We start from the raw sequence: 23505 nt of genomic DNA, 5'->3' as shown, positions 1-23505 counted from the left end.
TATATAAGAACTTGCTTGGAGTTAACATGCTTAAAAAAGCGATGAACATTGCCGATTATGATCCTCAGTTATTTAAAGCGATCGAAGACGAAACGCTTCGTCAAGAAGAGCACATCGAGCTAATTGCTTCTGAAAACTACACCAGTCCACGCGTAATGGAAGCGCAAGGTTCTCAGCTTACCAACAAATATGCAGAAGGTTACCCAGGCAAGCGTTACTACGGTGGTTGTGAGTATGTTGATACCGTTGAAACTCTAGCTATTGACCGTGTGAAAGAGCTATTTGGTGCAACTTACGCCAATGTTCAGCCGCATTCTGGTTCACAAGCTAATAGTGCGGTATTTATGGCGCTGCTTCAGCCAGGTGACACAGTTCTAGGTATGAATCTAGCTCACGGTGGTCACTTAACTCACGGCTCACCAGTAAACTTCTCTGGTAAGCTTTACAACATCATCCCTTACGGTATCGACGAGTCAGGCAAAATCGACTACGACGAAATGGAAAAGCTAGCTTTAGAGCACAAGCCTAAGATGATGATTGGTGGTTTCTCTGCATACTCAGGTATTGTTGACTGGGCGAGAATGCGTGAAATCGCTGATAAAATTGGTGCTTACCTATTCGTTGATATGGCGCACGTTGCTGGTTTAATTGCAGCTGGTGTATACCCAACGCCAATCCCACACGCGCACGTTGTGACGTCAACTACCCATAAAACGCTAGCTGGCCCACGCGGTGGTATCATTCTTTCTGCAGCAGACGATGAAGACTTATATAAGAAGCTAAACTCTGCAGTATTCCCAGGTGGCCAAGGTGGCCCACTAATGCATGTTATCGCAGGTAAAGCGGTTGCATTTAAAGAAGCGTTAGAGCCTGAGTTCAAAGTTTACCAACAGCAAGTGGTGAACAATGCTAAAGCTATGGTTGAAGTGTTCCTTGAGCGCGGTTACAAAATCGTTTCTGGTGGTACTGACAATCACCTAATGCTAGTTGACCTAATTGGTCGTGAGCTAACAGGTAAAGAAGCTGATGCAGCGCTTGGTAGCGCCAACATCACAGTAAACAAAAACTCAGTGCCAAATGATCCACGCTCACCGTTTGTGACTTCTGGTATCCGTATTGGGTCGCCAGCAATCACTCGCCGTGGCTTTAAAGAAGCTGAGTGTAAGCAGCTAACAACGTGGATCTGTGACATTCTTGATGATGCACAAAACCAAGATGTGATTGACCGTGTTAAAGCACAAGTGCTTGAGCTATGTGCTAAGTTCCCGGTTTACGCTTAATCAGCGCAATCATGCGTAGGGCGCTTGTGCTTTAGGTGCTTATGCTTTAGGTGCTTTTGCATAACGAGATAGAGGCGCAGTTTTTAGCCTTTCACCTTAACCTACTGCTGTAAATAAGATAAACTTCAATGGCCGCTAATGTTAGAGGCCATTTTGTTTTTCTGCGGAGGCACAATGCATTGCCCATTTTGTAGCGCGACAGATACTAAAGTTATTGATTCCAGATTAGTTGCAGACGGCCATCAGGTTAGACGCCGCCGTGAGTGTATGGAGTGTCACGAGCGATTCACCACTTTTGAAGGGGCGGAGCTGGTGATGCCACGAGTGATTAAGCAAGACGGCACTCGTCAGCCATTTGATGAAGAGAAGCTCCGCGGCGGTATGCTGCGCGCGGTTGAGAAGCGTCCAGTGTCAATGGATCAAATTGAGCAGTCACTGAGTAAAATCAAATCTATGTTACGTGCTACAGGCGAGCGGGAAGTCAACTCAGAGATGATAGGTAATCTAATGATGGATCAGCTGATGTCATTGGATAAAGTTGCCTATATTCGTTTTGCTTCTGTTTACCGCGCATTTGAAGATGTTTCCCAGTTTGGTGAGGCCATCGCTAAGCTACAAAAGTAGTGCCGGCACAAGAATAATCTCTTCTTAATATAGTTACTAGGACGTTCAATGCCCACTTGGTCGACATTCGACATGCAAATGATGACCCGTGCTATGCAGCTTGCTGAGCGCGGTCGCTATACCACTCGCCCAAACCCTTGTGTTGGCTGTGTGATAACCAAAGGCAACACTATTATTACCGAGGATTATCACAAGGTGGCAGGGCAAGGCCACGCCGAAGCGAATGCGCTCAACACTCTTAAACAACAGCAAGTTAGCGCGCAGGGCGCGACGGCGTATGTCACCCTTGAACCTTGTAGCCATTATGGGCGCACGCCGCCATGCGCCGAGGCCTTAATTAATGCAAAAGTCGCCAGAGTGGTTGTTGCAGTATTAGATCCCAATCCACAAGTTGCAGGTCGCGGCATCAATATGCTTGAACAAGCGGGCATTCGAGTTGATGTGGGCTTGTTTGAAGCACAGGCTTATGCAATAAACCGCAGCTTTATGAAGCGCATGAAAACGAGCTTGCCTTGGGTGACAGTTAAGGTTGCCACCAGTTTAGATGGCAAAACTGCATTGAGTAATGGTGTGTCTAAATGGATCACTGGCCCAAAAGCTCGGCAAGATGTGCAGCGCCTGCGTGCTCAGCACTGCGCGCTTATAACAGGCGTCAACACTGTCACTATGGATGATCCAAGTCTCAATGTGCGTTATGACGAGTTAGGTAGCCTTAAAAATTCCCTTCATGAAACACAGATTCACCAACCGCTTAGGGTTGTGCTAGACACCCACGCGAGCTTAACGGCAGAATATCGGTTGTTTGCAATCGACTCCCCCATCTTGCTGGTGACTACAAAACCTTACCCTGAATTAGTAAAAAGCCAACTTCCATCACATGTCTCTGTTTTCAAGGCGGATTTAGATGATAAAGGTCGCATTAACTTGCAACAAGTTTTAGTACATTTGGGCGAATCTTGTAACTCGGTGTTTGTTGAGGCTGGCGCCACGTTGAGCGGCAGTTTTGTGGCGCAAAAATTAGTGGACGAGTTGGTGATATATCAGGCGCCGAAAATCCTCGGAAGCCAGGGCAGAAATATGCTTAACTTACCTGACTATTTACAAATGGATCAGCTTCCTGTTGGAGAAGTTGTTGAGCAAACAAGGGTAGGGCAAGACACCAAGATAGTGCTGCGCATGACTGGCAACGAGCAAACTAATTAGAAACCGAGTTTATAGAATAATTTTTCAAAGCGAGAGCATATGTTTACAGGGATAATTGAAGCCCTTGGTACCTTAACTAAGATTGAGCGCCAAAGTAATGATATCCGTTTGACGGTTGATAGCGGTAAGTTAGATCTTGGTGATGTAAAGCTAGGTGACAGTATTGCTACTAATGGTGTGTGTTTAACCGTAGTTGAGTGCTTAGCAAATGGTTATGTGGCAGACGTGTCTGCTGAAACAGTGGCGCTTACGGGTTTTGCAAACTATCAAGTTGGTCAAAAGGTCAATCTTGAAAAAGCTGTCACGGCTAATACGCGTCTTGGTGGGCATATGGTAAGCGGTCATGTTGACGGCATCGCCAAAGTGGTTAAGCGTGACATGCGTGGTCAAGCAATTGAGTTTTGGCTTGATGCGCCAAAAGAGTTAGCGCGTTATATCGCCCATAAAGGCTCAATTACCATTGATGGTGTGAGCTTAACGGTGAATGAAGTTGATGGCAGTAAATTCCGCCTCACTATCGTGCCGCACACCGCAGCCGAAACCACGTTAACTAGCATGAAAGCTGGGGATAGCGTCAACATAGAGGTGGACTTAATTGCCCGCTATCTTGAAAGGTTGATGGACCCTAGTGCAGCTAAAGATGCAGGCGAACACTCAGGTGTAACCATGGAGCTGCTGGCAAAGTCAGGTTTCATGCGCTAGCTCAAGCGCCGCTTAGCAAGAGAAAAGCCGAAGTTTGCGGCAAAGATACAGAATAAATCAAACGCCTGAGCCTGATGCCGATTGGTATTAAAATGGTTCGGGTGACAATAATAGAGACAACAACTCTAAAACGAGCGACTAGCAAAAAGGTTTTTATATGGCGTTACACAGCATAGAAGAAATCATCGAAGATATTCGTCAGGGTAAGATGGTTATCTTGATGGATGATGAAGACAGGGAGAATGAAGGCGACCTCATTATGGCGTCTGAATGTGTTACTCCTGCAGCAATCAACTTTATGGCGACTTATGGCCGAGGGTTGATTTGCCAGACCATGACCAAAGAGCGTTGTCAGCAGCTAAATCTGCCGTTAATGGTAACCAATAATAACGCACAGTTTTCAACTAACTTCACGGTATCTATTGAAGCCGCTGAAGGCGTGACGACAGGTATTTCTGCCCATGACCGCGCGGTGACAGTGCAAGCGGCGGTAGCTAAAGATGCCAAAGCTGCCGATCTTGTTCAGCCAGGGCACATCTTCCCGTTAATGGCGCAAGATGGCGGCGTGTTAACCCGTGCAGGCCATACTGAAGCCGGTTGCGACCTAGCGCGTTTAGCTGGTTTTGAACCTTCAGGCGTGATTGTCGAAATTCTTAACGAAGACGGCACCATGGCGCGCATGCCAGACCTTGAAGTATTCAGCGAAAAGCACGGTATTAAAATGGGCACCATTGCCGATTTAATCGAGTACCGTAACAACAAAGAAACCACAGTGGTGCGTGAAGCCCAGTGTAAGCTACCAACACGCTTTGGTGATTTTGACCTCGTGACCTTCCGCGACACCATCGACAACCAATTGCATTATGCGCTACTTAAAGGCGATGTGACTGAAAACTGCCTAGTGCGCGTGCATCTACAAAACACCTTTAATGACCTATTGCATTCTGAGCGTGATCAGCAGCGTAGCTGGCCACTAGAGAAAGCCATGGAGCGCATTGCAACTGAAGGTGGTGTGATGGTATTGCTGGGCAATCAAGAGCATAGCAGTGATATTCTTGCCAAAGTCAAAGCGTTTGAAGCTGAAGACAAAGGCGAAGCTGCTGCACCTGCTAAGTGGCAAGGTACGTCACGCCGTGTTGGTGTTGGCTCACAAATTCTAGCTAATGTAGGTGTGAGCACTATGCGCCTACTTAGCTCACCAAAACAGTATCATTCGTTATCAGGTTTTGGGTTAGAAGTAACAGAGTATATATCTGAGTAAGCTTTTACAGCTTACTATTTAACAATTTCATTAATTACATTGCGCTCAACAAGGGTGGCTATGGTATCATAGCGCCTCTTTCACCCGAGCTGGGTGCTTTAGCTAAATTAGGTAAGATAAGAATGAACGTAGTTCAAGGTAATATCGAAGCGAAAAATGCCAAAGTGGCGATTGTTGTATCGCGTTTCAACTCTTTTGTTGTTGAAAGCCTGCTTGAAGGTGCATTAGACACACTTAAGCGTTTTGGTCAGGTACAAGATGAAAACATTACTATTGTACGTGTACCAGGCGCAGTAGAACTTCCACTTGCTGCACGCCGTGTGGCTGCTAGCGGTAAGTTTGACGGAATTATCTCTCTAGGTGCGGTTATCCGCGGTGGCACTCCACACTTTGATATGGTGGCTGGCGAGTGTAACAAAGGCCTAGCTCAAGTGGCACTTGAATACGATATTCCAGTTTCATTTGGCGTATTAACAACTGATACCATCGAGCAAGCGATTGAGCGCTCTGGTACTAAAGCTGGTAACAAGGGCGGTGAAGCTGCACTTGGCATGCTAGAAATGGTTAATGTGCTGCAAGATCTAGAACAACAGTTGGTATAGTAGGAAATTTAATGAAGCCTTCAGAGCGCCGTAAGGCACGTCGTTTAGCTGTTCAAGCTATTTATTCATGGCAGCTTAGCCAAAACAATGTTGCTGATGTTGAACATGAGTTTTTAACTGAACAGAAGACAGATGGCGTTGACCTTGCTTACTTCCGTGAGTTACTGGCGGGCGTAGCGTCTAAAACTGCACAAATTGATGAGCGTCTTGTACCTCATTTAGACCGTGAATTTGATGACGTTTCTCCAGTAGAGAAGGCTATTGTTCGCCTAGCTGCGTATGAACTAACCTACCGTGACGATGTGCCATTTAAAGTGGCAATTAATGAAGCAATTGAGCTAGCGAAAGCATTTGGTGCTGACGATAGCCACAAGTTCGTTAACGGATTGCTGGATAAGTTAGTCAAGCAAAAGTAACACTGAAAACGGTATCTTCGGATGCCGTTTTTCATTTGTTGCTTGCTAGGCGTATTCAAGGTGCAAACAAGGTAGCGCGTAAGCGCAAACAACCACTGTGAAAGAATTCCAATTAATTGAACATTACTTTCGTGACCATGGTTTAAACAGGCGAGATGTTGAGCTTGGTATTGGTGACGATTGCGCTATCGTGTTACCTGCTGAAGGTAAATCGCTGGCGATCTCATGCGATACTTTAGTCGAGAATGTTCATTTCTTGTCTGAAATACCAGCCAGTGCTCTAGGCTATAAATCTCTAGCAGTAAACTTATCAGACCTTGCTTCCATGGGGGCCGAGCCTGCCTGGATGACGCTTGCGTTAACCATGCCTGAAGTTAATGAAGAATGGCTGACTCAGTTTAGTCAGGGGTTATTTGAAGCTGCTGAGTACTATGGTGTATCGCTGGTGGGTGGTGATACTACTCGCGGTCCATTGTCGATTACAGTGACAATTCATGGTCAAGTACCGCACGGTAAAGCGCTTACTCGCGCTGGTGCAAACAATGGCGACTGGATTTATGTTACAGGCACCCTAGGCGACTCGGCATTAGGTTTAGATATCTTGCTTGGTAAGCAGGAGGTTAGCTCTGATTACAAAGGCTACTTGATTAACCGTCATTACAATCCAACACCTCGCGTACTTGCAGGTCAAGCGCTGCGCTCATTAGCATCCAGTGCAATTGACCTGTCTGACGGCTTAATCTCAGATATTCAGCATATTTTAAAAGCATCCTCTGTGGGCGCAATTATTGATGTCGATGCTATTCCGCTATCAACTTCAATGCTTGAGAGTGTCGATAAAGACAAGGCGTTAAGCTATGCATTAACCGGCGGTGAAGATTACGAGTTACTATTTACTGTACCTGAGGCTCAGCGCGGCGCCATTGATACCGCTTTACTTCATGCCGGGGTTAAGTTTGTCAAAATTGGTCAAATCTGCCCGGGTGATAAGCTTAAGTTGGTACAAGATGGCCAGCCTTACCAGATTGAACAAAACGGCTTTGAACACTTTTAATGAAATTTCTATCTCAAGACCCTGCAGTTAAGCGTTTATCGCTTGCTAACCCAATTCACTTTTTAGCGCTAGGCTTTGGTAGCGGTTTAGCTGCTAAAGCGCCCGGCACTTTCGGTACTTTGGCTGCTATCCCACTATATTTGTTAATGGCGCCACTTAGCTTACCTATTTATCTTGCGTTAACCTTAGTGAGCATCATCGCTGGTATTTATATCTGTGATAAAGCCGCTAAAGATATGCAGGTGCATGATCATGGGGCGATTGTATGGGATGAAGTGGCAGGTTTACTAATCACCTTTATCGCGGCGCCAGCGGGCTGGATATGGCTGCTAGTAGGCTTTGGTCTATTTCGCTTTTTCGACATTATCAAGCCGTGGCCAATTAAGTGGTTAGATGCCAAGGTTGATGGTGGCTTTGGTATTATGATTGATGACGTGTTGGCTGGAGTATTTGCCCTGATTTGCTTGCAAGGGTTAGCTTACTTTTTAGCTTAAGCTAATACCGCCGCTCTATTAAGTCGCATCGATAAAACTAATGGGCATTAAGTGGATACTTAATGCCTTTTTAATACCTTGTTTATGCTAGGAACAGGTCTTAGCCATTGATTATATAACCATTCTAATGGTCATCAGTTTAAGAGCGCTAACTATCTGAAAGCCAACCTGTTAACCGTCTGGTACCTAAACCCTTTTATGTAAACACCCTCCTTATAAGTGTTTATCTTCAAAGGGCTAATCTACAAAGAGCCTATCTTGCCGATGTTTATTCTCACGGTGTTTAACTTAGACGCATGTATTAAGCTGTGAAGCTTGTGCGCCAATCTATATCAACGATAGATACTACTGCAGCAGCTCTTTAGCATTGGCAAGAGTGTTTTCTGTGATGATATCGCCACCTAACAGTCGTGCTAGCTCATTAACCCTTTGGTCTTTATTGAGCGGCGTCATCATGGTTTCGGTTTTGCCGCCTTTATTGAATTTATTAACGTACATGTGTTGATGGCCATTGCCAGCTACTTGCGGCAGATGGGTCACACAAAATACTTGGGTGGACTCACCAAGTGAGCGTAGCATTTTGCCGACTACCGCTGCAGTTGGGCCTGAGATACCCACATCAACCTCGTCGAAAATCAGTGTCGGTGTAGAGACTTTTTTCGCTGTAATAACCTGAATACCCAAGCCTATACGTGATAGCTCACCACCTGACGCTACCTTGGCGATAGGTTGCAGTGGTTGTCCTGGGTTAGTGGTTACCGTGAATTCAACTTTATCTGAGCCCATTGCGCTCATAGCGTCCTCGTTAAAGTCGACATCAATACAGAACTTGCCTTTAGGCATATTTAGCTCCTGAATTGATTGGGTCACTAGCTTGTTTAGCTCTTTCGCGTAGCGAGTGCGGCTTTGACTCAGTTTTTTCGCATGTTGCTGGTAAGCCTCTCGGCTTTGTGCAAGTTGCTGCTTAATTTCATCTAACTTGGTTTCATCACTGCTGAGATCCTCAAGCTCAATTTTTAAAGCTTGGTGATGCTTAGCGAGTTCATCGGCTGACACTTGATGTTTACGTGCCAGTTGCATAGCCATGGACAGGCGGTTTTCCAGGTACTCAAAATGCTGCGGGTCGAGTTCAATATTGCTAACGTAAGACTCAATTTCACTGGCGCTTTCTTGAACTTGAATAAGTGCTTGATTGAGCATTTCACTTACTTGAGCTAACTCTGGGTCAAACTCGCCGAGCCTGTCGGCAAGGCTGATGCTTTGGTATAACAGTGAGCCGATGTTTGCTTCTTCATTGTCGCTTAATAGCGATAAGGTGTGCTGACAGCTCTCAATCAATTCACTGCCGTTAGCAAGCTTTTTATGTTCTTGTTCTATCTCAATAAATTCAGTCGTGCCCAGGTTAAATTCATCAAGCTCTTCGACTTGATACTGCAGTAGCTGCTTACGCGCAAGGCGCTCGTGCTGAGCTTGTTCAAGCTGCTTTAATTCCTGCTCAATTTGGCGACTTCTTTGGTAGCTGCTGCTTACAGCATCAAGCAACATTTTATGGTTAGCATAGGCATCGAGCAGGGTAAGTTGGTGCTCGCTTTTTAGCATCGCATGGTGGGCGTGTTGGCCATGAATGCCAACTAATAATTGCCCTAGAGACTTTAGCTGAGTAACAGGTACAGGATTGCCGTTAATGTAGGCGCGAGAGCGACCTTCAGCGCTGATAGTACGGCGTAAAATACAGTCGTCATCTAAGTCGAGATCGTTATCTTCTAGCCAACGCTTTGCCAAAGGCACATCATCTAAAGTAAAGCGGGCGCTTACTTCAGTTTTGCTTGCTCCTGCGCGCACTGAGTTAGTGTCGACTCGGTTACCTAGGCACAAGCCAAGGGCGTCAATCGCAATCGACTTACCTGCACCGGTTTCGCCAGTAATACTGGTCATGCCCGCTTTAAAATCCAATTCTAAAAAGCGCACAATAGCAAAGTTGTTAATGTTTAGCTGGCAAAGCATCTTGTTGTCCTATTTTTACTCAACCACTGTATTGATAAACAGTATATACTGATTTTTTATACAGTAAAGGCGGTTGCTGAAAAAATGTGTCCTTGTATGCTTATATAACTTGGTAATACTGTTAAGCTGTTGAATTTTATTTAGATAAAAATAAAGCTCGCGACCGCGAGCTTTGAAATGAGTTATTAAAACGGCTATTAATACAGTAATTAAGCTTTACTGCTAATACCGAGGTTTGAGGCGTCGGCCTCAATGATGTCTCTGCGCAAACCTTTAATGAACTCGGCATTGAGAGGCTCTAGCTCAATGATATCAAGCAGCATACCTTGCAATTGCTTTTCTTGCTCCATCATAGGGTGGGCAAATACATAGTCGTCGAGTTGCTTGTGAGTTAGGTTTTGTCCTTCAAGCTCTTGCTCGCTCATGGCTTCAATGTAGTGCGCAACCGTGCTTGAAGAAAGCTTGCTGATGTTAACAATATCTTCTTCAGCTTGGGCATTGATGGCGCTGAGTAAGGTCGAAACCGCAACCGCGGCATCTAGAGCAGGATAGACGCCATAAACGTCAAAATCTGCCGGCTCTGGCATGATTTCTTCAAGGCGTTGTAAGTGTACATCAAGGTTAAACTTGAGTTTTTTGTCGTACTGACTTTGCCACAGTAATTCAAGCGCTGTGCTAAGTACTTGTGGTTTACCAAATTCACACACTTCGCTAAACAGTTGGTAGTTAGGAAGCATACGTTGGCATAAAGCGATAGCAAAAATTTGTTTTTGCGGCAGGCTAAGGGCTTTAAGACGTTTAAAAAAACCTGTCTTGTTAGTCATTGGGGATTTCCACCGATAATTGATCTATGACTTGCTGTGCTGCAGATTCTACCTTAGTTAACTCGTCAAGTAACTCTAGTATTTCTGGTTCAATGTCATTAATCGGGGTTTTCTGCTTTAACGCCGATTCAATCTCCTGACACAGCTTTTGCGTTCTTGGTACGCCGCTATAGCAGCTTGCGCCGTGAAGTTTATGTACGGCTTGCAGTAATCGCTCAGACTGGTGCTCGGCAAACGACTGCTCAATATTGTTCATGGTTTCAGGGATCGACTCCATCAACATTTTCAGCATGTCGAATGCAAGATCTGGCTTTTGGTTAGCTTGCGATAAACATAGCTCCCAATTGAGCGTGTGCACATCAAAGTGGGTAAATTGCGGCGCGGCGACCCATTTATTGATGACGGTTTTGAGGGACTCTTCATCAATAGGTTTAGGTAAGAAACCGTCCATGCCGCTTTGTAAAATATTCTCACGCTCCTCAGCAACCGCGTGTGCAGTAACTGCAATAATCGGCGTGTGACGATTAAGTGAGTTGTCACGAATAATGGTTGTGGCTTTTAAGCCATCCATCCCAGGCATTTGAATATCCATAAAGATGATATCAAAGACTTGATTGCGGGATGCTTGCACCGCATCTTCGCCGCTTTTGACTGTGGTCACGTTGGTGACTAACTCATTTAATAGCGTGTCGATAAGCTTTAGGTTGGCAAGGTTATCATCTACTGCCAGTACGTTAACATTGGCTTTCTCTTGTACTTTAACCGGTGTTTTGGTGATTTGCTGTAGCGGTTTAGGCTCAGGTGGGTAAATCATATGTCGCGCAAGAGTGTAGTCGCTCACTGGCGTTTTTAGTAGAACATCGGTATTTGGCGTGAGCACTTCTTCAATTAATCTTTGATCTTGAATCTCATGCATTAATACTAGGCATTTAGTATGTTGCTTGGCTTTTTGCAGTTGTTTGGTGAAGTCTTCATCTGTTTTGAAGCCTTTACAGCTGACAATAATATAGTCGAAGAACACCTTGTCATTGTCTAAAGTTGACTCAAAGTGATCCAGCTGCCCTACACTAGTAAGTGACATTTGCCATGACTCAAAGCGGCGGTTCAGGGTATCGCGGCTTAATGAGCGAGGCTCAAACACCAATACATTTTTGTGGTGCAGCGCATCCATAGGTAGAACTTCACCAATTTGGAATTGGCTAATGCCTAATGGCAGGATAAACCAGAAGTTTGAGCCTTGATTAGGACTAGAGGTAAAACCGATTTGCCCGCCCATTTGGTTGATTAGGCGCTTGGTAATCACTAGACCAAGACCTGTGCCCCCAAAGCGGCGGCTAATCGACGAGTCAGCCTGACCAAATGCCTGGAATAAGTAATCTTGTTGGCTTTCATCAATACCTATGCCGGTATCAATAATCTCACAGCGTAAGGTGGCAGTCTCATCACTTAAGGTCACTAAGTGGATTTTGATATTAACGCTGCCTTCGTCAGTGAACTTAATCGCATTGCCTACCAAATTAGTGATAATTTGGCTGATCCGCATCGCATCACCTGTAACACTTTCTGGAACATTTGAGTCAATATCGACAACCAGCTCTAGGCCTTTTTCTTGTGCACTTACTGCGATAATGCCTAAGGTCTCAGCGATGGTTTCTCGCAGGGCAAAAGGCATTTTTTCAAGTACCATTTTACCGGCTTCAAGCTTGGAGAAATCTAGAATATCGTTGATGATCCCAAGTAGGTTAGTTGCGCTGCGTTCAATGGTTTTAATGTAATCGAGCTGACTCGAGTGCAGTGGTGTTTTAATTAACTGACGAGCAAAGCCGATGACGCCATTAAGTGGTGTGCGCAGCTCATGAGACATGTTAGCTAAGAATTCCGACTTAATTTGGCTGGCCTCAAGGGCGCGTTTTTTTGCTAAATCAAGCTCGACGTTTTGGATCTCGATTTGCTCTAATGTTTCTCGAAGATCAGATGTCGCCTGGTCAATATTTTGCTGCATCTCGTCATGGTATTCCGACAAGGAGCTTGCCATAGCGTTAATACCACGTTTCAATAAATCCAGTTCACCAATCAAATTACCTTCAAGCCGAGCACTGAGCTTACCTTCACGGATTTTAGCCACCACGCGCACCATTTCGGTAATAGGGTGGTTAACAAACTTCACTAAGCGAAAGGTAAAAAACAGGTTAAATTGCACGCCAATTAAGATAATCACAAACGCTGCGATGGCTGAGCGGTGCTGTGCAAGGAGTGCATTTTCCTTGTTCATCAAAATCGCCATATAACCAAGAAGGCGTTCGTCACGTTCGTTGTAAACTTCATTGTTAGCAGTCGGTCTTGCGGGTTCAGCAGTTTGTGTCCGAGATGTTTGGGAATCATTGGCAAGCGCAATCAACTGCGCAGTAGTGTCTGACGGCAAAGTCTGATCATAACCTTGATATTGCTCAGCGCCATCGAGTAGATCCTCGGCATCAACATTAATGGGCCTGTTATTGGGGCGTGCTCGCTCTGGCTCTGACACAGCTGGAACATCGATTTGCTCAGTTTGAGATTGCGCCGCCTTTTTAGGCTTGAGCTCGGTGTTGGCTACCACAGGGACCCGGATGATCATGGTATCCCCTATGGTTTCGTGCTCGCTTTCTGTTAGTTGCGCAACAGGGTTGCGGTAGCGCATGGTCTCAAAATCTTTGTGGTAATGAGAGGTAACAAACAGTTGGTTATTAGTATCAAATAATGCAATAGAGTGTATCAGAGAGGCATTGCGAACTTGGGATGCAGATAGTAGGCGTTTGGTGGATTCTCTGTCGTTGCTGACAATACCAAATTCGCTGGCAATGGCTAGGGGCTCAGCAATACTCAGCCCTTTAGCAATTAACGTGTCTTCTAATTCGTAGAAACGATTAATTGTAAAATAGCTACCAAGTAAAATACCAACCACAATGGTGGGGGCTAACGCGAGTACCAGTACCCAAGATCGCAAACTGAATTTGGTTACACTGTTAGCTGTTTCCATGGTATCCAAAGCTGTCCTATTTGATATAATTTCGCTAGCACTTAGACTGCCAGATTTTGAGCAGTGTTGACTAGTTTTTTATTGCCAACTTGAGGCCGAAATGGCGCAATTTTACAAACCAAAAGCCAATAAATCCAAACAATTATCAAGCAAGCTGACTTTAGATGTAACCCAGCTTGACCATTTAGGTGCCGGCGTAGCCGAGCATAATGGCAAAGTGGTTTTTATTCCTGGCGCCCTGTCAGGCGAGACTGTAAGCGCTCAATTTGTCGAGCAAAAAAAGAATTTCGCCAAAGCCAAGCTGTTAAAAGTCATGCAACCTAGTGATGACAGAATCAAACCTTTTTGTCGTCACTACCAGCAGTGTGGCGGCTGTGACATGCAACATTTACAGCATAATCAGCAAATTGCCCATAAGCGAACTAGCTTGATGAATTTAATTAAAAAGTTGTCACCGATTAAGCAAGTTGATGACGCTGTGCTCGTGGGTGATATTACGAGCGAACCGGTGCATTACCGCCGCCGCGCGCGCTTAGCCACGTTATTTAATAAACAGGCGAACGAACTCAAGCTAGGTTTTCGTTCACCTGGCTCTAACAAGGTTGTTGCCATTGACGAATGTCAGGTACTAGCAAAGCCGTTATCTGAATTGATTGCGCCGTTTGCAAAAGCACTTAATCAATTAAAAGCTAAAACGAGTTTAGGGCATTTGGAGCTAACACAATCTGAAGATGAAGTGCTCGCGGTACTAAGAGTTACTAAATCACTACCCAATTCAGATAAGAAGTGGCTAATTAATTTAGCTGAAAAGTTGAAAGTTCGGCTATTACTCCAAGACGACCAAGGCGAGTTATTGCAGCTGTTTCCTGTGCTTGAACACAGGGAAAAAGATAAAGACCAAGCAGTTGCCTTACCTTATTACTTGCTCGCAGATGATCGCATTCGCTGCTCATTTACACCTGGTAATTTTGTTCAGGTCAACGCGCAGGTGAATAAAGCAATGGTCGAGCAGGCTATTGATTGGCTCGCCCCACAAGCAGGAGAGCGAATACTGGATTTGTTCTGCGGTGTGGGAAATTTCAGTTTGCCGCTGGCGCTCAAGCAAGCTGAAGTTATCGGTGTTGAAGGTGTTCCTGAAATGGTCGAGCAAGCCAGTGCGAATGCTAAGGTTAATGGCTTGGATAACATTAACTTTTATCACGCTGATTTAAGCAGTGACTTAAATCAGCAACCATGGCTTGGAAAAATCGATAAATTACTGTTAGATCCTGCGCGGGCTGGTGCTTATGAGTGCCTAGAAAACCTTGAGCAAATGCAGCCTAAAAGCATTGTTTACGTGTCTTGCAATCCAGCAAGTCTCGCTCGTGATATCGAAGTTTTAGTTAAGTATGGTTATCAATTAACCCGACTGGCTAATATCGACATGTTCCCGCAAACTCATCATATCGAGGCGATGGCGCTATTTGAGCTTGAAACGTGATAAAAGTTAGGTTTTTGCGGGCAAAGCGTTAAACAAGTGTTTTGCTTTATTTAGTATTTGATGGAATAAGATTACAATGCAGGGCGACTATTGGGATTTAGCAGTAATTAGATGAATTAACTGGTTATTTTTAAGTCATAGCAATAGGTTAATACCAGTTAGGATAAATAAGTGATCAGAGATTGCGCTGGAAAAATCGCTTAGAACAAGGCAGAAATTACAACTAGCTAGTTGTTCTACCTACAAAATTTTTAATGAAGTTATAAGCGATTTTGGCCAGTTAGGATGATCATATACTTGTTCTGATTGGTATAAGTTGTCGGAAGCTAGAAGAAGTTAAGGAAATTGACATGGTATCGGTTCGTGAAGCGCATTTTAATACCCAGCCCTTCCACCTGGAAGAATGGGTAGCACGATATATTGAAGACAAGCAAGATGCCAAATGTTTACTGGAGCTTATTGGCGAGCTAGAAGCCCTGCCAGTAGACAATTCAATTGCCCATACTCAATTGCTCGCTCGCGCCCGCGAGATGATTGAAATTCTTGCGCCGCTTAATATGGACATTGAAACCCTGCAAGCAGCAGTGCTGTTTGTGGTGTTAGATGCCGGCATTATCAACCTTGAAAAGATTGAAGACACCTATGGCAAGTCACTAGCCAAGCTCGTTTCTAGCGTAATCACCATGGACGCCATTGGCGCACTAAAAGTTGATGGCCATTCAGTGCGTACTGGCGAGCCGCAGGTCGACAATATTCGTAAAATGCTACTTGCCATGGTCGAAGACGTGCGTGCGGTTGTAGTGAAACTGGCTGAGCGTATTTGTTTGCTGCGGGCAGTTAAAACCGCCGATGAAGAAACCCGTGTACTGCTTGCTCGCGAAATCGCTGATGTTTATGCGCCGCTTGCTAATCGTTTAGGTATTGGTCAGCTGAAATGGGAGCTAGAAGATATCTCGTTTCGCTACCTACATCCGCAAACCTATAAAGATATTGCTAAGCAGCTAGACGGCAAGCGCCTCGACCGCGAAACCTTTATCGACAAGTTTGTGACTGACCTTCAAGCGCGATTAGACAAAGACGGCATTTTAGCTAAGGTCTATGGCCGCCCTAAGCACATCTATTCAATCTGGCGCAAAATGAAGGGCAAAGACCTTAAGTTTGATGAGCTATTTGATGTGCGCGCAGTGCGTATTGTTACCGAGCGCCTGCAAGACTGCTATGGCGCGCTCGGCGTTGTACACACGCTTTGGCATCATATTCCACGTGAGTTTGATGATTATGTAGCCAACCCAAAACCTAATGGCTATCAATCTATCCACACTGTCGTCGTTGGCCCAGAAGGCAAAACGGTTGAAATTCAAATCCGCACCGAAGAAATGCACCAAGATGCAGAGCTAGGTGTGGCGGCTCACTGGAAATACAAAGAAGGCGCAAACACAGCCAAACAAAGCAGCTACGAAGAGAAAATCAATTGGCTGCGTAAAATTCTGCAATGGCAAGAAGATGTGGCTGAAAGTGGTAACCTGGTTGACGAGGTTCGCAGCCAGGTATTTGAAGATCGCGTTTACGTGTTTACGCCAAATGGTGAAGTGGTTGATTTACCTCAAGGCTCAACTGTACTGGACTTCGCTTACTATATTCACTCACAAGTGGGTCATAGAGCGATTGGCGCTAAAGTTGATGGCCGTATTGTGCAGTTCACTTACAAGGTTGAGACTGGTGAGCGCATTGAGATCATCACCTCGAAAAATCCTAACCCGAAACGTGACTGGCTTAATCCAAACCTTGGCTATATTAAGTCGTCGCGTTCACGCTCGAAGATTCAGCATTGGTTTAAGCAGCAAGACAGAGACAAAAACATTATTGCTGGTAAAGAAATGCTCGAAGGTGAGTTATCTCGCATTGGCTTGAAGCTTAAAGATGCGCAAATAGCAGTTGAGCGATTTAACCTGTTATCTATGGATGACATGTTAGCAGCCATTGGCGGTGGTGATTTGCGTTTAAATCAGGTGGTTAACTACACTGAAACCCAAATTCGCCGTGAGCCTGAAAGCGATGAGAACCTGGTTGAAGACATTATTAAAAAGTCGCAGCCAAAACCGAAAAAGTCTGGTTCTGGTCAGGTTGAGGTTAATGGTGTTGGCAACTTAATGAGCCATATTGCCAAGTGTTGTCATCCGGTACCGGGTGATGAGATTTTTGGTTATATCACTATGGGGCGGGGCATTTCAGTCCATCGCAGCGACTGTGAGCAAGTAAAAGAGTTAATGCGCGCGCACCCTGAGCGTAGTGTCGATGTGGTTTGGGGGGAGAATTACTCAGGTGGCTACCGCATTAAGGTGCGGGTAGAAGCCAATGACCGTAGTGGTCTGCTGCGCGATGTTACTACTGTCCTCGCTGCTGAAAAGTCGAATGTGATGGCAATGAGCTCAACATCAGATGTGAAAACCCAAACCGCCACTGTTGAGTTAGAGCTTGAGCTGTACAATTTAGATGGTTTGTCTCGCATTCTTGCAAAACTGTCGCAAATTGATGGTGTGTTGCAGGCAAGACGCTTGTAACTTTCGCTACTATTCTATGCGCTAGCACTTCTTGCGCTAGTACTCTTTTCGTTAGAACTGTGCTAGAAAGGTGTTAGAGCTAAGCTAAAAGCTGACAGCTATGATGCTAAATGGTGATAAATCGATTCGGGTTTATCACCATTTTTTTGCACTGTGGTTATTCGCACCGCTTTATACTTGAGTAACTCTATATTCATACTGCTTTACTTCCCGCACCACCGTATACTCACACTTTCTTTTACAAGAATTGATACTGGCGCGAGTTATGCCAAGCGCAGCGTTATTCGTTAACCGCAATAGATTAAATTTAAAGTAGATTCAATTTAAAGCAGATTTTGAAGGTGGAACAACCATTATGGCCAATGCCAATAAGTTCAACTTAGATGTGATGCAGCCATTATTAGATATCATGGCGAAGCTGCGCGACCCCAAAACTGGTTGCCCATGGGATAAACAGCAAACCTTTGAGACTATTGTGCCATTTACCCTCGAAGAGGCCTACGAAGTTGCCGATGCCATTGAGCAAGCAGACTTTGAATCTCTGCCAGATGAACTGGGTGATCTATTATTCCAGGTGGTGTTCTATTGTCAGCTTGGGCGTGAGCAAGGCATGTTTGACTTTGCTGACGTTGTTGAGCGCATTTGCAATAAATTGACCCGCCGTCATCCCCACGTGTTTAATTTAGAGAGCGACACGCCAGAGCAAACGGCTAATCAAGTTAAACAATCGTGGGAGCAAATTAAGCAGCAAGAGCGCAGCGCCAAACAGCAAACTTCACTACTTGATGATATTCCGCAAGCTCTGCCATCACTCAATCGCGCGGTAAAAATTCAAAAGCGCGTGTCAAAAGTAGGATTTGATTGGCCGACACTTGAGCCAGTCGTTGACAAAGTAAAAGAAGAAATCGATGAAGTCTTGCATGAGGTTAAGGTTAACGACCAACCAAAAGTCGCTGAAGAAATGGGTGATTTGCTATTTGCTGTTGCCAATATGGCAAGACATTTGGGGGTAGATCCTGAACAAGCGCTGCGCCAGGCTAATCGCAAGTTTGAAACACGATTTCGCGGCGTTGAGCTGCTTGCGGCTCAAAGTGGTAAGTGTATGTCAGCGCACACACTTGAAGAACTCGATGCCTATTGGGATAACGTGAAGTCACAGCAAGCTTGATAGAGTAAGTCTAATGTGCTCGTTTTTTGACTTGCTTGATGATGTGGTTAATCAGTTTGCTTAACTTAGCTGACTGAAAAATAGTTTTCGATATTTCAAGGGCGATGATAATAAAAAATTGCGTTTGCTAATTGTTGTCCATGGCCTGATTTGTTAGAATGTCGCCCCGTCCTAGTGCTTTCTTACAAGCACGTATTTTCCAACACAAATTCTCAGGTTCAGCATGACTACAAGGTATATCTTCGTGACTGGTGGTGTGGTTTCATCACTAGGTAAAGGCATTGCAGCTGCATCTTTAGCAGCAATTTTAGAAGCTCGTGGCTTAAACGTTACGATCATGAAATTAGACCCTTACATTAACGTTGACCCAGGGACGATGAGCCCGACTCAACACGGTGAGGTTTTCGTTACTGAAGATGGCGCTGAGACCGACTTAGACTTAGGTCACTATGAGCGTTTCATCCGCACCAAGATGAACCGTCGTAATAACTTCACAACCGGCCGTATTTACGAAGAAGTACTACGTAAAGAGCGTCGTGGTGATTACCTAGGTGCAACCATTCAGGTAATTCCGCACATTACTTCTGCGATTAAAGAGAAAATCATTGCTGGTGGTGAAGGCCATGATGTGGCTATCGTTGAGATTGGTGGCACGGTAGGTGATATTGAGTCACTACCTTTCCTTGAATCTATTCGTCAATTAGGTGTTGAGCTAGGACGCGAACGCACATTATTTATGCACTTGACCTTAGTACCATTCCTTGGCGCTGCAGGTGAAGTGAAAACTAAGCCAACTCAACACTCAGTAAAAGAGCTACGCTCAATTGGTATTGCACCAGATGTGTTGGTTTGCCGTGGTGACCGCGCTATCCCTGCCAATGAAAAAGCAAAAATTTCGCTATTCTGTAACGTAGAAGAGCGTGCTGTTATTTCACTTAAAGATGTGGATAGCATCTATAAGATCCCTGCGCTACTACGCTCTCAAGGTCTTGATGAGTTAGTGGTTAAACGCTTCCACCTAGATTGCCAAGATGCAGATCTATCTGAGTGGGAAAATGTCATCTACCAAGAAGCTAACCCAAATGGCGAAGTGACCATTGGTATGGTAGGTAAGTACATTGAACTACCTGATGCATACAAGTCAGTAAATGAAGCACTTAAACATGCTGGCCTTAAAAACCGCGTGACAGTTAACATTAAGTACGTTGACTCACAAACAGTTGAAGCTAAAGGTGATGAAGTGCTGCAAGGCTTAGACGGTATTCTTGTACCAGGCGGCTTTGGTGAGCGTGGCGTAGAGGGTAAGATTCTAGCGGCGAAGTTTGCTCGTGAGAACAACCTTCCTTACTTTGGTATCTGTTTAGGTATGCAAGTAGCGTTAATTGAATATGCTCGTAACGTAGCAGGCCTAGAAGGTGCACATTCTTCAGAGTTCAACAGCGAAACGTCGCACCCTGTTGTTGGTTTGATCACTGAGTGGATCAACGAAGAAGGTGAAGTTGAAGAGCGTACTGAGACTTCTGATCTGGGCGGCACGATGCGTCTTGGTGCGCAGCTATGTCATCTTGTAGAAGGCTCGAAAGCGGCTGAAGCATATGGCAGTGCAACTTGTGTTGAGCGTCATCGCCACCGCTATGAAGTTAACAACAACTACATTGAGCGTCTAGAACAAGCGGGTCTGAAGTTCAGTGGATTATCATCTGACCGTAAACTGGTTGAGATGATTGAAATTCCATCTCACCCATGGTTTGTTGCGGGTCAGTTCCACCCTGAATTTACTTCAACGCCGCGTGATGGACACCCATTGTTTGAAGGTTTTGTTGCTGCTGCAGCAACATACCAAAAGCGTGACATTAACGCGTAATGAATACCAAGGCCGTGATGACATATCACGGCCTTTTTTATTGGATTTTTGAACTAAATCCACCTAGCTTTAGTAAACTCAGTTGAAGCCAAAGCGAATTCATTTTATTCTTAGCTTGCTGAATAAAACTTACAGAAATGAAAGTTTAATACTAATAAGTTTAGTTTGACGGCGATAAATTAGTATCACTGTGAAATTTATCAGTATTTATTTTTAGTTTTGTATTTTAAATTTCAATTTTACGGAAGGAAGTAAGAGGACGTTATGGCTAACATCGTTAAAGTTATTGGTCGTGAGATCATGGATTCTCGTGGTAACCCAACAGTTGAAGCTGAGGTTTACCTAGAAGACGGTTCATTTGGCATGGCTGCAGCACCATCTGGTGCATCAACGGGTTCTCGCGAAGCGTTAGAACTACGTGACGGTGACAAAGCGCGTTACCTAGGTAAAGGTGTATTAAAAGCAGTTGCTGCAGTAAATGGCCCAATTGCTGATGCGCTAGTAGGTAAAGATGCATCTGCACAAGCTGAAATCGATCAAATCATGATTGACCTAGACGGCACTGAGAACAAAGCAAACTTTGGTGCTAACGCTATTCTTGCTGTGTCACTTGCAACGGCAAAAGCTGCTGCTAACGCGAAGAAAGTGCCACTTTACGCGCACATTGCTGATCTAAATGGCACCCCTGGTGTTTACTCTATGCCGTTACCTATGATGAACATCATCAATGGTGGTGAGCACGCTGATAACAGCGTAGACATTCAAGAATTCATGATCCAACCTGTTGGTGCTAAGAATTTCCGCGAAGGTCTGCGTATGGGGGCAGAAGTATTCCACAGCCTAGCTAAAGTACTTAAAGCCGCTGGTCATTCTACTTCTGTAGGTGATGAAGGTGGTTTCGCGCCTAACCTAGAGTCAAACGCTGCTGCACTTGCTGCAATCAAAGAAGCGGTTGCCAATGCAGGTTACGAGCTAGGTAAAGACATCACTTTAGCACTAGACTGTGCGGCATCTGAGTTCTACAACAAAGAAGCCAACATCTATGACCTACAAGGTGAAGGTAAGCAATTCACTTCTGAAGAGTTCAACCACTTCTTAGAAGAGCTTGTAAACCAATACCCAATCGTATCGATTGAAGATGGTCTAGATGAGTCTGACTGGGACGGTTTTGCTCACCAAACTAAACTACTTGGTGACAAGGTTCAGCTAGTAGGTGACGATCTATTCGTAACTAACACTAAGATCCTTAAGCGTGGTATCGACAACGGTATCGCCAACTCTATCTTAATCAAGTTCAACCAAATTGGTTCACTAACTGAAACCTTGGCTGCAATTAAGATGGCGAAAGATGCAGGCTTCACCGCTGTTATCTCGCATCGCTCTGGTGAAACTGAAGATGCAACCATTGCTGACTTAGCCGTTGGTACTGCTGCAGGTCAAATTAAGACTGGCTCGCTAAGCCGTAGTGACCGTGTTGCTAAGTACAACCAATTACTGCGTATTGAAGAAGCGCTAGGTGAAAAAGCACCTTACAAGGGTCTTAAAGAAGTAAAAGGCCAAGCTTAATCGCTCTTTCAGGCTGAAAAGAACTAAAAAGGTCACCACTTGGTGGCCTTTTTTGTTGTACTATACCAAGCAACTTATTCATGTAGCTTGTCTTAACTTACGGCCTGATTTAACGATGAAACGGATTTGCTTTGCACTCGTTGCTATTTTAGCCATGTTGCAATATCGCCTTTGGTTTGGTGAGAATAACCTGTCTCAATACGTGGTGCTTGAAGCTCAGATCCTCGAGCAACAGCAAAGTAACGAGAAACTCATCGCTCGCAACCAAATTCTCAAGCAAGAAATCCTCGACTTAAAAAGTGGCACTGAAGCCATTGAAGAGCGGGCTCGCAACGAGCTCGGCATGGTCAAAGAGGGCGAGACTTTTTATCGCGTCGTGGGCAGCGACATTCGCCAAAGTAGTCAATTCGGACAGTAACTCTCTATTTTATTTATGCATACAGAAATCGTCGCTATTGTACCTGCCGCAGGTATAGGTAGCCGAATGAAAGCGGATATCCCAAAGCAGTACTTAATGTTAGGTGAGCAGCCGATATTGGCCCATACGCTAGATTGCCTGCTGTCCCACCCACAAATTACCCAGGTGATAGTAGCGCTCAATCCACAAGATGAGTTTTTTGCAGACTTACCACAAGCAAGACACCCTAAGCTCGTTATCGTCATTGGCGGGGCAGAGCGCGCCGATTCCGTGCTTGCAGGTTTACAAGCCGCCCCAGCAGATAGCTGGGCATTAGTGCATGATGCGGCAAGGCCGTGCTTAACCCATCAAGATATTGATGCTCTGATTGCTTCGAGGACTGAGTTTACGCAAGGGGCAATATTAGCCATGCCGGTGCGCGATACCATGAAGCGCAGTGATGCGAATGGACGAATAGTTGATACTGTCGAGCGTGAGCTTTTATGGCATGCGTTAACGCCGCAATATTTTGCTAGTGCAGAGTTAAAACTCAATTTACAGGCGGCGCTCGATGCTGGCGCTAAAATTACCGATGAAGCTAGCGCGATGGAATGGGCTGGAGTGAACCCAGGCTTAGTTGTAGGCCGCGCTGATAATATTAAAGTTACCCACCCTGATGACCTAGCTCTGGCAAAACTGTTTTTGTCGCATCGCGCTTAGGTCAATTTCAGGTTTCTTTTAGCGTTACTTTTTATTGGTAGTTTTTCACTCGTAACGTTTTAGTGGTTACTTTTTGCTGGTAATACCAATTGGGATAAATGAGTGATCAGATATTACGCAGGAAAAATCGTTTAGAACAAGGCAGAAATTGCAGCTAGCTAGTTGCTCTACCTACAAAATTTCTAACGACGTTATAAGCGATTTTAACCAGTAAGAATGATCACATTCTTATACTTATTGGTATAACTTTACCAACAATTGAGGCGCTT

Annotated in this window: 19 protein-coding genes; 16 read left to right on the top strand and 3 right to left on the bottom strand. The window is 44.9% G+C overall.

The window, feature by feature from the left end; genetic code table 11:
• Positions 1 to 26: 26 nt before the first annotated feature.
• The 9 genes from glyA (at position 27) to EXU30_RS05230 (ending at position 7636) form a co-directional block, all read left to right on the top strand.
• Positions 27 to 1280: a serine hydroxymethyltransferase gene (gene glyA, locus EXU30_RS05270; protein ID WP_130598148.1), complete on the top strand. Its 1254-nt coding sequence runs from the start codon at positions 27 to 29 to the stop codon at positions 1278 to 1280.
• A gap of 174 nt (positions 1281 to 1454) precedes the next feature.
• Complete coding sequence (nrdR, locus tag EXU30_RS05265; RefSeq protein WP_130598147.1) at positions 1455 to 1904, top strand: transcriptional regulator NrdR; 450 nt, start codon at positions 1455 to 1457, stop codon at positions 1902 to 1904.
• A 48-nt stretch (positions 1905 to 1952) separates the two neighbouring features.
• Positions 1953 to 3107 carry a bifunctional diaminohydroxyphosphoribosylaminopyrimidine deaminase/5-amino-6-(5-phosphoribosylamino)uracil reductase RibD gene (gene ribD, locus EXU30_RS05260; protein WP_130598146.1) on the top strand — a complete coding sequence of 385 codons (1155 nt, stop codon included), beginning with the start codon at positions 1953 to 1955 and terminating at the stop codon, positions 3105 to 3107.
• A 39-nt stretch (positions 3108 to 3146) separates the two neighbouring features.
• Positions 3147 to 3809, top strand: coding sequence for a riboflavin synthase (locus EXU30_RS05255; protein ID WP_130598145.1), 663 nt, complete (start codon positions 3147 to 3149; stop codon positions 3807 to 3809).
• 157 nt (positions 3810 to 3966) lie between these two features.
• Positions 3967 to 5070 carry a bifunctional 3,4-dihydroxy-2-butanone-4-phosphate synthase/GTP cyclohydrolase II gene (gene ribBA / locus EXU30_RS05250; protein WP_130598144.1) on the top strand — a complete coding sequence of 368 codons (1104 nt, stop codon included), beginning with the start codon at positions 3967 to 3969 and terminating at the stop codon, positions 5068 to 5070.
• Between the two features lie 122 nt (positions 5071 to 5192).
• Positions 5193 to 5672 (top strand): 6,7-dimethyl-8-ribityllumazine synthase, encoded by a 480-nt coding sequence (gene ribH / locus EXU30_RS05245; protein WP_130598143.1) that lies wholly within the window; start codon positions 5193 to 5195, stop codon positions 5670 to 5672.
• 11 nt (positions 5673 to 5683) lie between these two features.
• On the top strand, positions 5684 to 6088 hold the full coding sequence (gene nusB / locus EXU30_RS05240) for a transcription antitermination factor NusB (protein WP_130598142.1): 405 nt from the start codon (positions 5684 to 5686) through the stop codon (positions 6086 to 6088).
• Between the two features lie 97 nt (positions 6089 to 6185).
• Positions 6186 to 7142, top strand: a complete 957-nt coding sequence (thiL, locus tag EXU30_RS05235; RefSeq protein ID WP_130598141.1) for a thiamine-phosphate kinase — start codon at positions 6186 to 6188, stop codon at positions 7140 to 7142.
• Positions 7142 to 7636, top strand: a complete 495-nt coding sequence (locus EXU30_RS05230) for a phosphatidylglycerophosphatase A family protein (RefSeq protein WP_130598140.1) — start codon at positions 7142 to 7144, stop codon at positions 7634 to 7636. The genes thiL and EXU30_RS05230 overlap by 1 nt, the downstream gene beginning before the upstream one ends.
• A gap of 345 nt (positions 7637 to 7981) precedes the next feature.
• Here EXU30_RS05230 and recN read toward each other — a convergent pair whose 3' ends face one another.
• From recN to barA, 3 genes are all read right to left on the bottom strand, one after another.
• Complete coding sequence (gene recN, locus EXU30_RS05225) at positions 7982 to 9640, bottom strand: DNA repair protein RecN (RefSeq protein ID WP_130598139.1); 1659 nt, start codon at positions 9638 to 9640, stop codon at positions 7982 to 7984.
• Positions 9641 to 9849: 209 nt separating this feature from the next.
• Positions 9850 to 10464 carry a YjaG family protein gene (locus EXU30_RS05220; RefSeq protein WP_130598138.1) on the bottom strand — a complete coding sequence of 205 codons (615 nt, stop codon included), beginning with the start codon at positions 10462 to 10464 and terminating at the stop codon, positions 9850 to 9852.
• On the bottom strand, positions 10457 to 13480 hold the full coding sequence (gene barA, locus EXU30_RS05215; protein ID WP_242620325.1) for a two-component sensor histidine kinase BarA: 3024 nt from the start codon (positions 13478 to 13480) through the stop codon (positions 10457 to 10459). Before barA ends, EXU30_RS05220 begins: the two co-directional genes overlap by 8 nt.
• 100 nt (positions 13481 to 13580) lie before the next feature.
• Between barA and rlmD the strand changes: the two genes are divergently transcribed.
• The 7 genes from rlmD to ispD all read left to right on the top strand — a co-directional run bounded on the left by rlmD (position 13581) and on the right by ispD (position 23236).
• Complete coding sequence (gene rlmD / locus EXU30_RS05210) at positions 13581 to 14960, top strand: 23S rRNA (uracil(1939)-C(5))-methyltransferase RlmD (RefSeq protein ID WP_130598137.1); 1380 nt, start codon at positions 13581 to 13583, stop codon at positions 14958 to 14960.
• A 350-nt stretch (positions 14961 to 15310) separates the two neighbouring features.
• Positions 15311 to 17521: a GTP diphosphokinase gene (gene relA / locus EXU30_RS05205; RefSeq protein WP_130598136.1), complete on the top strand. Its 2211-nt coding sequence runs from the start codon at positions 15311 to 15313 to the stop codon at positions 17519 to 17521.
• A 355-nt stretch (positions 17522 to 17876) separates the two neighbouring features.
• A complete protein-coding gene (gene mazG, locus EXU30_RS05200; RefSeq protein ID WP_130598135.1) occupies positions 17877 to 18689 on the top strand; it encodes a nucleoside triphosphate pyrophosphohydrolase in 813 nt (270 codons plus the stop codon).
• A gap of 223 nt (positions 18690 to 18912) precedes the next feature.
• Positions 18913 to 20553 carry a CTP synthase gene (locus tag EXU30_RS05195; RefSeq protein WP_130598134.1) on the top strand — a complete coding sequence of 547 codons (1641 nt, stop codon included), beginning with the start codon at positions 18913 to 18915 and terminating at the stop codon, positions 20551 to 20553.
• Between the two features lie 264 nt (positions 20554 to 20817).
• On the top strand, positions 20818 to 22119 hold the full coding sequence (eno, locus tag EXU30_RS05190) for a phosphopyruvate hydratase (protein ID WP_130598133.1): 1302 nt from the start codon (positions 20818 to 20820) through the stop codon (positions 22117 to 22119).
• A 115-nt stretch (positions 22120 to 22234) separates the two neighbouring features.
• Positions 22235 to 22537 (top strand): cell division protein FtsB, encoded by a 303-nt coding sequence (gene ftsB, locus EXU30_RS05185; RefSeq protein WP_130598132.1) that lies wholly within the window; start codon positions 22235 to 22237, stop codon positions 22535 to 22537.
• A 15-nt stretch (positions 22538 to 22552) separates the two neighbouring features.
• On the top strand, positions 22553 to 23236 hold the full coding sequence (gene ispD / locus EXU30_RS05180; protein WP_130598131.1) for a 2-C-methyl-D-erythritol 4-phosphate cytidylyltransferase: 684 nt from the start codon (positions 22553 to 22555) through the stop codon (positions 23234 to 23236).
• Positions 23237 to 23505 lie beyond the last annotated feature (269 nt).

The organism is Shewanella maritima, from assembly GCF_004295345.1.
GTDB lineage: Bacteria > Pseudomonadota > Gammaproteobacteria > Enterobacterales > Shewanellaceae > Shewanella > Shewanella maritima.
The sequence above is the reverse complement of the archived record's forward strand: the minus strand, read 5'-3'. Positions and strand labels throughout refer to the sequence as shown.